This window comes from Streptomyces sp. CMB-StM0423 (assembly GCF_002847285.1).
In the GTDB taxonomy this organism is placed as follows: domain Bacteria; phylum Actinomycetota; class Actinomycetes; order Streptomycetales; family Streptomycetaceae; genus Streptomyces.
In genome coordinates this window covers 6,556,876-6,568,526 of record NZ_CP025407.1, presented here as the reverse complement: position 1 = coordinate 6,568,526, position 11,651 = coordinate 6,556,876, and the positions used below count along the sequence as shown (strand labels likewise).

The following is an 11,651-nucleotide window of genomic DNA, read 5'->3' as shown; positions in this document are numbered from 1 at the left end:
CGCCCGGACGGGTGAATTCCGCACGGGACGTCGGCGCCGCCAGGGTGAGGGGGTGCTGAGAAGCATGAGAGCGGGATGAGAGCGGACGGCCCCGGGGGCGGCCGGTCTGAGCGTATCGGGTGAGCGATTCTCATGGGCTTCTTATCCCCGGCACCGCGGCGGTGTCCCGCGGCGGGACACGCGGGCGGGCGGCGGGAGTTCGGACCTGCGGGCGGCGCGGTCGAAGGTGGTGCCCGTGCCGGACGGACCGGCACGGAAGGGATATCTCATCATGAACGTCACGATGAAGCGCGCCGCGGTCACCGCCGTCGCGGCGCTGGCGGTCCTGCTGGGCACCGCGGGTGCGGCGAGCGCCGCCGACGGGCACGCCGCGCCGCAGCGCCCGTGCGCGACGCAGGCCAAGCACGTCTCGCACGGTCCGGCCGGCCAGGCGGGTCAGGCCGGCAAGCGGGTGCACGTGAAGGACGTGCCCCGGGGGCACTGCAAGAAGGCCGAGCGGACGCACGCCCGCGGGGACCGCGGGCCGGTGAAGAAGGTCGTCGTCAGGGACGGGCTGAGGGCGCCGCGCCACTGACGCCGCCCGGCGGCGGCCGGCGGTCCGGGTAGGCGCTTCCTCCGACCGCTCCGACCGCCGCCGTGGTCCGGTCCGCCGCGGGGTCAGGCGTCGCGCAGCAGGCAGGTGAGCCGTGCGGTGCACACCCGGCGGCCCTCCTCGTCGCTGACGACGATCTCGTACGTCGCGGTGGACCGGCCGCGGTGCAGCGGGGTGGCGACGCCGGTGACCACGCCGGCGCGCAGACCCCGGTGGTGGGTGCAGTTGAGGTCGACGCCGACCGCGACCTTCGCCGGGCCGCCGTGCAGCATCGCGCCGACGGAGCCGAGGGTCTCGGCGAGCACCGCGGAGGCGCCGCCGTGCAGCAGCCCGTACGGCTGCGTGTTGCCCTCCACGGGCAGCGTGCCCACGACCCGCTCGGGCGCCGCCTCCAGCACCCGCAGGCCCATGCGCTGCCCGAGGGCGCCGGCGGAGAACAGCTTCTCCAGGTCGACGCCGACGCCGGCGAACTCGTCGAGGATCTCTCGGGGGAACTTCGTGGTGTGCTCGCCCATGCGCGCCCGGCTCCGTCCTTTACACCGTCGTGTCGGGCTCCACCGTAGACGCGGCCGGTTCCAGCCTGACCACCAGGGACTTGCTCGTGGGGGTGTTGCTCGTGTCCGCGGTGGAGTCCAGCGGCACCAGCACGTTGGTCTCCGGGTAGTACGCGGCCGCGCAGCCCCGGGCCGTCGGGTAGTGCACGACGCGGAAGCCGTCCGCGCGCCGCTCGACGCCGTCGTGCCACTCGCCGACGATGTCCGCGTACGCGCCGTCGGCGAGACCGAGGTCCGCGGCGTCGTCGGGGTGGACGAGGACGACGCGCCGCCCGCCGCGCACGCCGCGGTAGCGGTCGTCCAGGCCGTAGATCGTGGTGTTGTACTGGTCGTGGCTGCGCAGCGTCTGCAGCAGCAGCCGCCCCTCGGGCACCTCGGGGTACGTCACCGGGCCCGCGGTGAAGTTGGCCTTGCCGGTGCTCGTGGGGAAGCGCCGCTCGTCGCGCGGGGCGTGCGGCAGGGTGAAGCCGCCGGGGCGGCGGACGCGGGCGTCGAAGTCCTCGAAGCCGGGCACCACGCGCGCGATACGGTCGCGGATGCGCCCGTAGTCGCTGCTGAACTCCTCCCAGGGCGTGGCGCTGTCCTCCCCCAGCACCGCGCGGGCCAGCCGGCAGACGATCGCGACCTCCGACAGCAGCGCGTCGCTGGCGGGCGCGAGCCGGCCGCGGGAGGCGTGCACGACGCCCATGGAGTCCTCGACGGTCACGAACTGCTCGTGGCCGCGGCCGTCGGGCCCCGGCTGCCGGTCGCGCTCGGTGCGGCCCAGGGTGGGCAGGATGAGCGCGCGGGCGCCGGTGACGACGTGGCTGCGGTTGAGCTTGGTCGAGACGTGCACGGTCAGCCGGGCGCGGCGCATCGCGGCCTCGGTGACCCCGGTGTCGGGCGAGGCGGAGACGAAGTTGCCGCCGACCGCGAAGAAGACCCTGGCGGCGCCGTCGCGCAGCGCGCGGATGGCGCGTACGACGTCGTAGCCGTGGTGGCGGGGCGGGTCGAAGCCGAACTCCTGCCGCAGCGCGTCCAGGAAGGCGGGCGCGGGGCGCTCGAAGATGCCCATGGTGCGGTCGCCCTGCACGTTGCTGTGGCCGCGCACGGGGCAGACGCCTGCGCCGGGGCGGCCGACGTGGCCGCCGAGGAGCAGGAAGCTGACGATCTCCTTGATGGTGGGCACGGCGTGCTTGTGCTGGGTGAGGCCCATCGCCCAGCAGACGACGATCTTGTCGGCGGCCAGCACGAGTTCCGCGGCGCGGTCGAGGTCGGCGGCGGTCAGGCCGGTGGCGCGCTCGGCGTCCGCGTCGGCGTAGCCGCGGGCGGCGGCCGCGTACTCCTCGTAGCCGTGGGTGTGCTCCGCGACGAACTCCTCGTCGACGGCCTCGGCGCCGGAGTCGTGCGCGGCGAGGACCCGCCGGGCCAGGGCGCGGAAGAGCGCCTGGTCGCCGCCGACGCGGACCTGGAGGAACAGGTCGGTCAGCGGGGTGCCGCCGCGCGCGAGGCCGCGTAGGGTCTGGGGATTCTTGAACCGGACCATGGCGGGTTCGGGCAGCGGGTTGACGGTGATCACGCGCGCGCCGTTCTCCTTGGCGCGCTCCAGCGCGGTGAGCATGCGCGGGTGGTTGGTGCCCGGGTTCTGGCCGGCGACGATGATCAGGTCGGCCTGGTGGAGGTCGTCGAGCAGGACGCTGCCCTTGCCGACGCCCAGGGTCTCGGTGAGCGCGGAACCGGACGACTCGTGGCAGAGGTTCGAGCAGTCCGGCAGGTTGTTGGTGCCGAACTCGCGGGCGAAGAGCTGGTAGAGGAACGCGGCCTCGTTGCCGGTGCGCCCGGAGGTGTAGAAGACCGCCTCGTCGGGTGAGTCGAGGGCCTTCAGTTCCTCGGCGACGATGGCGAACGCCCGCTCCCAGGAGACCTGCTCGTACGTCTCGGCGCCCTCGGCGAGGTACACGGGGTGGGTGAGCCGGCCCTGCTGGCCCAGCCAGTAGCCGCTGCGGCCGGCGAGGTCCGCGACGGGGTGCGCGGCGAAGAACTCGGGGGTGACGCGGCGCAGCGTCGCCTCCTCGGCGACCGCCTTGGCGCCGTTCTCGCAGAACTCGAAGGTGTGCGGCCGGTCCGGGTCGGGCCAGGCGCAGCCGGGGCAGTCGAAGCCGTCGCGCTGGTTGACGCGCAGCAGGGTGCGGGCCGTACGCCGTACGCCCATCTGCTCCTGCCCGGTGCGCAGCGCGTGCGCGATGGCGGCGGCGCCGACGGCGGACTGCTGGGGCGGAGTGACCTCTGGGGCGTCCTGCACGGGGTCGCCGACGGGCGGTTTGCCGGCCATGGCGGTCACCCTTTCTGGTGTGGGGCGTACGGGACCGATCCTGCCATGCCGCACCGTCACGGGCTCCGTTGTCGGTGCGGCATGGCAGGATCGGAGCCGTGGCCGAGAACGCATCGAAACCCCGTAACCCCAGCAGCCCCCGCCTGATGCTGCTGGACGGACATTCCCTGGCATACAGGGCGTTCTTCGCCCTACCCGCGGAGAACTTCTCCACCGTCAGCGGGCAGGTCACCAATGCGATCTACGGCTTCACGTCGATGCTGTCGAACACGTTGCGTGACGAGGCGCCGACGCATCTGGCCGTCGCCTTCGACGTCTCGCGCAAGACCTGGCGCTCCGCGGAGTTCGCGGACTACAAGGCGAACCGGTCGGCGACGCCCGACGACTTCAAGGGCCAGGTCGAGCTGATCGGCGAGCTGCTGGACGCGATGAACGTGCCGCGCTTCGCCGTCGAGGGCTTCGAGGCGGACGACGTGATCGCCACGCTGGCCACGCAGGCCGAGGCGGCCGGGTTCGAGGTGCTGATCGTCACCGGCGACCGGGACTCCTTCCAGCTCGTCTCCGACCATGTGACGGTGCTGTATCCCACCAAGGGCGTCTCCGAGCTGACCCGCTTCACCCCGCAGAAGGTCGAGGAGCGGTACGGCCTGACGCCCGCGCAGTACCCGGACTTCGCCGCCCTGCGCGGCGACCCCTCCGACAACCTGCCGGGCATCCCGGGCGTCGGCGAGAAGACCGCGGCCAAGTGGATCAAGCAGTTCGGGTCGTTCGCGGAGCTGGCCGAGCGCGCCGAGGAGGTCAAGGGCAAGGCCGGGCAGAACCTGCGCGACCACCTCGACGCGGTGAAGCTCAACCGCCGGCTGACCGAGCTGGACCGCGCGGTCGAGCTGCCCACGGGACCCGAGGGCCTGGAGCGCAAGCCGTACGACCGGGCGTCGCTCCAGGTCGTCATGGACGCCCTGGAGTTCCGCAACCCCAACTTCCGCGAGCGGCTGTTCAACGCCGACCCGGGCGCCGCCGAGGCGGAGGTCGAGCCCGAGCCCGGCGTGCAGGTCGACGGCCGGGTGCTGGCGACGGGCGAGCTGGCGCCGTGGCTCGCCGAGCACGGCTCTGCGCCCCTCGGCATGGCCACCGTCGGCACCTGGCAACTGGGCGTCGGCAGCGTCACCGAGGTCGCGCTGGCCACCGCGGAGGGTCCTGCGGCGTGGTTCGACCCGGCCCGGCTGGACGCCGCGGATGAGCAGGCGTTCGCGGGCTGGCTCGCGGACGCCGGCAGCGCCAAGACGGTGCACGACGCCAAGAGCGCGATGCGCGTCTTCGCCGAGCACGGCTGGACGGTCGAGGGCGTGGCGATGGACACGGCCCTGGCCGCCTATCTGGTCACGCCAGGACGGCGGACGTTCGCGCTCGACGCGCTGTCGATCGCCTATCTGGGCCGCGAGTTGGAGCCCCCGGCGGCCGACGGGCAACTGGAGCTGGGCCTCGACGGCGCGGAGGGCGACCAGGAGGCGGCCGAGCGGGACGCGCTGATGCGCACGGCCCGTACGGTCCTGGACCTCGGCGAAGCGCTGTCGGAGAAGCTGGCGCAGGTCGGCGCGGCGGAGCTGCTGGGCGACATGGAGCTGCCGGTCTCCGCGGTGCTGGCGGGGATGGAGCGGGCCGGCGTCGCCGTCGACCGGGCCCATCTGGAGGCCATGGAGGAGCAGTTCGCCGGCGCGGTGCAGCAGGCCGTCCGGGAGGCGCACGACGCGGTGGGGCACGAGTTCAACCTCGGTTCGCCCAAGCAGTTGCAGGAGGTCTTCTTCGGCGAGCTGGACCTGCCGAAGACGAAGAAGACCAAGACGGGCTACACGACCGACGCCGACGCGCTGGCCTGGCTCGCCACCAAGACCGACCACGAGCTGCCGGTCATCATGCTGCGCCACCGCGAGCAGGCCCGGCTGCGCTCCACGGTCGAGGGGCTGATCAAGACCATCGCGGCGGACGGCCGGATCCACACCACGTTCAGCCAGACCGTCGCCGCCACCGGCCGGCTGTCCTCCACCGATCCGAACCTGCAGAACGTGCCCATCCGTACCGACGAGGGCCGGGCGATCCGGCGCGGCTTCGTCGTCGGCGAGGGGTACGAGTCCCTGCTGACCGCCGACTACAGCCAGATCGAGCTGCGCGTGATGGCCCATCTGTCGGAGGACGAGGGCCTGATCGAGGCGTTCGCCTCCGGCGAGGACCTGCACGACACGGTCGCCTCGCAGGTGTTCGCGGTGCCGCGCACCGAGGTCGACGCCGAGATGCGGCGGAAGATCAAGGCGATGTCGTACGGACTGGCCTACGGTCTGTCCGCGTTCGGCCTCTCGCAGCAGCTCGGCATCGAGGCGGCCGAGGCCCGCAAGCTGATGGAGAACTACTTCGAGCGCTTCGGCGGCGTACGGGACTATCTGCGCCGCGTCGTCGACGAGGCGCGGGCGACGGGCTACACGGAGACGATGTTCGGCCGCCGCCGCTACCTGCCCGACCTCAACAGCGACAACCGCCAGCGGCGCGAGATGGCCGAGCGGATGGCGCTCAACGCGCCGATCCAGGGCACGGCGGCGGACATCGTGAAGCTCGCGATGCTGCGGGTGGACCGGGCGCTGACGGCGGCGTCGCTGCAGACGCGGCTGCTGCTCCAGGTGCACGACGAAGTCGTGCTGGAGGTGGCGCCGGGCGAGCGCGAGCGAGTGGAGGAGCTGGTACGCCGCGAGATGGCCGGCGCGGTGTCCCTGCGGGCGCCCCTGGACGTCGCGGTGGGCGTCGGCCGGGACTGGGAGTCGGCCGCGCACTGAACGCCTCGCCCCGCCGCCGGGGGCAGGGAACAGCCCGGTCCGCGGCTCCGCCGGCGGGAGCGGGAGATGCGAGGCTCACCGCTGCCGCCTGCGGTGAGCAGCGGCGGCCGGGCGCGGCGTTCCGCAGGCGCGCAAGCCCGCGCGCACCGCGATGCCCTGGTTTCCCACCCGGCCACCCCGCCGAAGGCGCAACTCCGCGGTGCGTCAGCTCACCGTGTCGTCCTCGCCGATGTGGTGGACGCGGACGAGGTTGGTCGAGCCGGGGATGCCCGGGGGGCTGCCGGCGGTGATCACCACGACGTCGCCCTTGCGGCAGCGGCCGATCTTCAGCAACTGCTCGTCGACCTGCGCCACCATCTCGTCGGTCGTCTGCACCATCGGGCCGAGGAACGTCTCCACGCCCCACGTCAGGTTGAGCTGGCTGCGCGTCGCCGGGTCCGGGGTGAAGGCCAGCACCGGGATCGGCGAGCGGTAGCGCGAGAGCCGCCGCACCGTGTCGCCGGACTGCGTGAAGGCCACCAGATAGCGCGCGCCGAGGAAGTCGCCGACCTCCGCCGCCGCACGCGCCACCGCACCGCCCTGCGTGCGCGGCTTGTTGCGCTCGGTCAGCGGCGGCAGGCCCTTGGCGAGCATCTCCTCCTCCGCCGCCTGCACGATCCGGCCCATCGTCCGCACCGTCTGGATCGGGTACTTGCCGACGCTCGTCTCGCCGGACAGCATCACCGCGTCCGTGCCGTCCATCACCGCGTTGGCCACGTCGGACGCCTCGGCGCGCGTCGGCCGGGACGCCTCGATCATCGAGTCCAGCATCTGCGTGGCGACGATGACCGGCTTGGCGTTCCGCTTGGCCAGCTTGACCGCGCGCTTCTGCACCATCGGCACCTGCTCCAGCGGCATTTCCACGCCGAGGTCGCCGCGGGCCACCATGAGCCCGTCGAAGGCGTCGACGATGCCCTCCAGGTTCTCCACCGCCTGCGGCTTCTCCACCTTGGCGATCACCGGCACCCGCCGGCCCTCCTCGTCCATGATCCGGTGGACGTCGCGGACGTCCTGGCCGGAGCGGACGAAGGACAGCGCGATGATGTCCGCCCCTGCGCGCAGCGCCCAGCGCAGGTCCTCGCGGTCCTTGGTGGAGAGCGCGGGGACGGAGACGGCGACGCCGGGCAGGTTGAGGCCCTTGTGGTCGGAGACCATGCCGCCCTCGATGACCATCGTGCGGACCCGGGGCCCGTCCACGGCGGTCACCTCCAGCGTGACGCGGCCGTCGTCGACGAGGATCCGCTCGCCCCGCCCGACGTCGGCGGCCAGCCCGGCGTACGTCGTACCGCAGCACTGGCGGTCGCCTTCGACCGGATCGACGCTGATGGTGAATTCATCGCCCCGTTCGAGAAATACAGGACCTTCGCGGAACGTGCCCAGCCGGATCTTCGGGCCCTGAAGGTCGGCGAGCACGCCGACGCTGCGCCCCGTTTCGTCCGCGGCCTTGCGCACCCGTGCGTAACGCTCTTCGTGCTCAGCGTAGGTGCCATGGCTGAGATTGAACCTGGCGACGTCCATTCCCGCTTCGACCAGGCCCTTGATCTGGTCGTATGTGTCGGTGGCTGGACCCAGGGTGCAGACAATCTTCGCTCGGCGCATACTTTCGACTCTATGACTTACCGGCAGGTAGGGAACCGGGTATTGGCCATTCCCCAACGACATTTGAGCGAAGGTCTATTGAGATCGAGCTGACAACTAATAAAACGTGCGGGCCGCTGCTCTGATGAGCGCTTTCAGAGTTGCGGACGGGTCATGGTGAACCTTGCGTTCACCCGTGCGTAGACAGTCTGTCGCTGAGGTTCGAGGTCGAGTGCGGGGGCCGCCTCCCCGCCGGGTACGGCGGGGCCGCCGTAGCCGCGGGTCGCCTCCGCCGCCAGCCACGCCTCCTGCCGATCCGCGCCCTCGTCGGCGATCTCCAGCACGGCCGTCAGCTCCGCGCCCATCGCCTGGGCGTACTCACGGGCGCGCGTCACCGCCTCCCGTACCGCCTGCTGCCGCGCCTCGCGGTGCACCGGCGAGTCCGGGCGCAGCGCCCACCACGGCCCTTCGACGCCCGTGAGTTCGAGGTCGGCGGCCCGGGTGCTCAGCTCGCCCAGCGCGGTGAAGTCGCTGAACGTCGCGGCCAGCCGGACCCGGCCGTGGTAGCGGCGCACGCGCTCGCCGCGGCCGTGCCGGCCGAGTTCCGGGGTCACGAGCAGCGCGCCCGTCTCCAGCTTCTCGACCGCGTCGCCGTACGACCTGATCAGGTCGCGCGCCTCGGCGTTGCGGCGGGTCAGGTCCTCCAGCGCGGTGCGCCGGTCGGTGCCGCGGACGGCGACGGTGACGGCGATCCGGGCGATCTCCGGGTCCACTTCGAGCCGGGCCTCGCCGCGGACGGCGAGGCGCGGCTGGTCCGGGGTGCCGTAGGGGGCCGGGGCGGGAGCGGGGGGCGGGTTCGTCATGCCCTTACTGTGCCAGGGTCCGGCGCGCGCGGGCTGGGGGGCGCCGGTGCACCGGGGCGTGCGCGCCGGGTCTGCCGGAGCCCGAAGGTGGTGAAGGCGGTACGGCTCGGCAGCGGGTACGGCTCCGCGCCGGTGACGTCGTCGAGGATGACGGCGCTGCGGTGCGCGGCCAGGCCCAGGTCGGGGGCGCCGACGCCGTGCGTGTGCCGCTCGGCGTTCTGGACGTAGATCCGGCCCGTGACCTCGGGGTCGAGCACGAGGCGGTGCCGCTCGTCGACCTGCGGGCGGCCCGCGGCGTCGCGCTGGAGCAGCGGCTCCAGCGGGGCGAGGAGGCCGTCGAGCGGGCGCTCGCGGTAGCCGGTGGCGAGCACCACGGCGTCGGTGCGCAGCGTCTCGCGGGCGCCCTGCGCGGCGTGCTCCAGGTGCAGTTCGATGCGGTCCGAGCCGAGGCGCCCGGCGGTGCGTACGGTGACGCCGGGGGTGAGGACCACGTCGGGCCAGCCGCCGCCGAGGGTGCGGCGGTACAGCTCGTCGTGCACGGCGGCGATGGTCTCGCCGTCGATGCCCTTGTACAACTGCCACTGCCTCGGCAGCAGGTCGTCGCGTACCTCCTCGGGCAGCCCGTGGAAGTAGCGCGCGTAGTCGGGGGTGAACTGCTCCAGGCCCAGCTTGCTGTACTCCATGGGCGCGAAGGCCGGGGAGCGGGCCAGCCAGTGCAGCCCCTCCGCGCCCGCGGGCCGGGCCCGCAGCAGGTCGAGGAAGACCTCCGCGCCGGACTGCCCGGCGCCGACGACGGTGACGTGCCCGGCGGCGGCGAGGCGGGCGCGGTGGGGCAGGTAGTCGGCGGAGTGCACGACGTCGGCCGTGGGCGAGCCGACGAGCGGGCGCAGCGCCTCCGGCACGTACGGCTCGGTGCCCACCCCCACGACGAGGTGCCGGGCGTGCGCGCGGCCCAGCGCGGCGGCCTCGCCGGCGGCGTCGAGCTGGGCGAAGTCGGCCTCGAAGAGGCCGCTTTCCGCGTTCCAGCGGACATCCTCGACCTGGTGGCCGAAGTGCAGGCCGGGAAGCTGCCCGCTGACCCAGCGGCAGTACGCGTCGTACTCGGCGCGGTGGGCGTGGAAGCGCTCGGCGAAGTAGAAGGGGTAGAGCCTCTCGCGCACCCGCAGGTAGTTGAGGAAGCTGAAGGGGCTGGTGGGGTCGGCGAGCGTGACGAGGTCGGCGAGGAAGGGCACTTGGAGCGTGGTGCCCTCGATGAGCAGCCCGGAGTGCCAGCGGAACTCCGGGCGGCGCTCGTAGAACGCGGTGGTCAGGCCGCGGACGCGGGCGGCGAGGGCGGCGAGCGAGAGGTTGAACGGGCCGATGCCGATCCCGGCGAGGTCCAGGGGGCGCCGGCGGCCGGTGTGCTCAGCGGGCATCGGGGGCGGTTCCGTTCTCGCGTTCCTGCCGGGGCGAAGGGGCCGGTGCCCGGTGGGCCTCGGTGACGAGCTTGAGCAGGTTGCGCAGGTCGCCCGGCTGGACATGGGGGTTGAGCAGGGTGGCCTTCAGCCAGCGCCGCCCGCCCGCCCCGGCGCGGCCGAGCACCGCGTGCCCGTCGTACAGCAGCCGCCGCCGCAGCGCCGCGACCGCCGCGTCGCCGGCGCCGACGGGCCGGAAGAGGACCGTGGTCAGCGTCGGCGGCGCGTACAACTCCAGCTCCGGGTCCTCCTCGACCAGTTCCGCGAGCCGCGCCGCCGCGGTGAAGGTCGCCTCCACCAGCTCCGCGACCCCGGCGCGGCCCAGCGCGCGCAGCGTGACGGCGATCTTGAGTACGTCGGCGCGGCGCGTGGTGCGCAGCGAGCGGTGCAGCAGGGCGGGCAGCCCGGCGTCGGTGTCGTCGTCGGCGCTGAGGTAGTCGGCGGTGTACGCGAGCGGCGCCAGGTCGGCGTCGTCGCGTACGGCCAGGAAGCCGGCGGCGATCGGCTGCCAGCCCAGCTTGTGCAGGTCGAGGGCGACGGTGTGGGCCCGGTCGAGCCCGGCGACGAGGTGCGCGCGGCCCGGGGCGAGCAGCAGCAGCCCGCCGTACGCGGCGTCCACGTGCAGCCGGGCGCCGTGCGCCGCGGCGGCGTCGGCGAGCCCCGGCAGCGGGTCGACGGCGCCTTCGTCGGTGGTGCCGGCGGTGGCGACGACCAGCGCCGGGCCCGGGGCGCCGCCGGGGCCGCGGACGTCCGCGAGCACGGCCCGTACGGCGGCGGGGTCCAGGACGCCGCGCGGCGTCGGCACGACGTGCGGGGCGCGCATGCCCAGCAGCCACGCGGCGCGCCGCACGCTGTGGTGGGCGTTGGCGCCCGCGACCACCTGCACGCCGGGGCCGAGGAGTTCGCGGGCGAGCAGCAGCGCGAGCTGGTTGGCCTCCGTGCCGCCGGTGGTGACCAGCGCGTCGGGCCGGGCGGCGCCGGGGTGGACCTCTGCGGCGACGGCGGCGGCCACCTCGGCCTCCAGTTCGGCGGCGGCCGGGGCCTGGTCCCAGGAGTCCAGCGACGGGTTGAGCGCGCCGGCCGCGAGGTCCGCGGCGGCGGCGACGGCGAGCGGCGGGGCGTGCAGGTGGGCGGCGCAGTGCGGGTCCGCCGGGTCGGCGGCGCCCTCGGCGAGGAGGCGGACGAGTTCGGCGAGGGCCGCGTCCGCGCCGACGCCGGTGTCGGGCAGCACGGGGCGGACGGCTTCGCGCACCCGCGCGGCGACGGCCGCCGGACCGCCGGCGGGCAGCGGCCCCCGGCGGCGGTCGGCGCCGTCGCCGAGGGCGGCGAGGACGGTGTCGAGGTACGGGCGGAGGGCGCGGGGGCCGGCGTGGCCGCCCGCGAGGGGGGCTTCGGCGGCAGCGGGCATGCAGGCTCCTGAGTGCGCCGGTCCCGGAGG

8 protein-coding genes are annotated in these 11,651 nt (G+C 74.0%); 2 read left to right on the top strand and 6 right to left on the bottom strand.

Translation table 11 applies throughout. The features are described 5' to 3' along the window. Positions 1–271 precede the first annotated feature (271 nt). A complete protein-coding gene (locus CXR04_RS28555) occupies positions 272–574 on the top strand; it encodes a hypothetical protein (RefSeq protein ID WP_101425110.1) in 303 nt (100 codons plus the stop codon). An 83-nt stretch (positions 575–657) separates the two neighbouring features. Here the strand turns inward: CXR04_RS28555 and CXR04_RS28550 are convergent, their stop codons facing one another. Together CXR04_RS28550 and CXR04_RS28545 are read right to left on the bottom strand one after the other, a co-directional pair. Continuing rightward, positions 658–1,107: a PaaI family thioesterase gene (locus CXR04_RS28550; protein WP_101425109.1), complete on the bottom strand. Its 450-nt coding sequence runs from the start codon at positions 1,105–1,107 to the stop codon at positions 658–660. A 19-nt stretch (positions 1,108–1,126) separates the two neighbouring features. Beyond that, entirely contained in the window at positions 1,127–3,457 is a 2,331-nt protein-coding gene (locus CXR04_RS28545; RefSeq protein WP_101426654.1) for an FdhF/YdeP family oxidoreductase, read from the bottom strand. 146 nt (positions 3,458–3,603) lie between these two features. On the opposite strand from CXR04_RS28545, the gene polA reads away from it, so the two are divergent. Continuing rightward, complete coding sequence (gene polA, locus CXR04_RS28540; protein ID WP_101425108.1) at positions 3,604–6,279, top strand: DNA polymerase I; 2,676 nt, start codon at positions 3,604–3,606, stop codon at positions 6,277–6,279. A 204-nt stretch (positions 6,280–6,483) separates the two neighbouring features. On the opposite strand, the gene pyk is transcribed toward polA, so the two are convergent. The 4 genes from pyk to CXR04_RS28520 all read right to left on the bottom strand — a co-directional run bounded on the left by pyk (position 6,484) and on the right by CXR04_RS28520 (position 11,621). After that, positions 6,484–7,917, bottom strand: a complete 1,434-nt coding sequence (gene pyk, locus CXR04_RS28535) for a pyruvate kinase (protein WP_101425107.1) — start codon at positions 7,915–7,917, stop codon at positions 6,484–6,486. A gap of 134 nt (positions 7,918–8,051) precedes the next feature. Beyond that, entirely contained in the window at positions 8,052–8,759 is a 708-nt protein-coding gene (locus CXR04_RS28530; protein ID WP_101425106.1) for an SIMPL domain-containing protein, read from the bottom strand. After that, on the bottom strand, positions 8,756–10,174 hold the full coding sequence (locus CXR04_RS28525) for a lysine N(6)-hydroxylase/L-ornithine N(5)-oxygenase family protein (protein WP_101425105.1): 1,419 nt from the start codon (positions 10,172–10,174) through the stop codon (positions 8,756–8,758). Before CXR04_RS28525 ends, CXR04_RS28530 begins: the two co-directional genes overlap by 4 nt. Then, complete coding sequence (locus CXR04_RS28520; protein WP_101425104.1) at positions 10,164–11,621, bottom strand: pyridoxal phosphate-dependent decarboxylase family protein; 1,458 nt, start codon at positions 11,619–11,621, stop codon at positions 10,164–10,166. The genes CXR04_RS28525 and CXR04_RS28520 overlap by 11 nt, the downstream gene beginning before the upstream one ends. Positions 11,622–11,651: the final 30 nt, after the last annotated feature.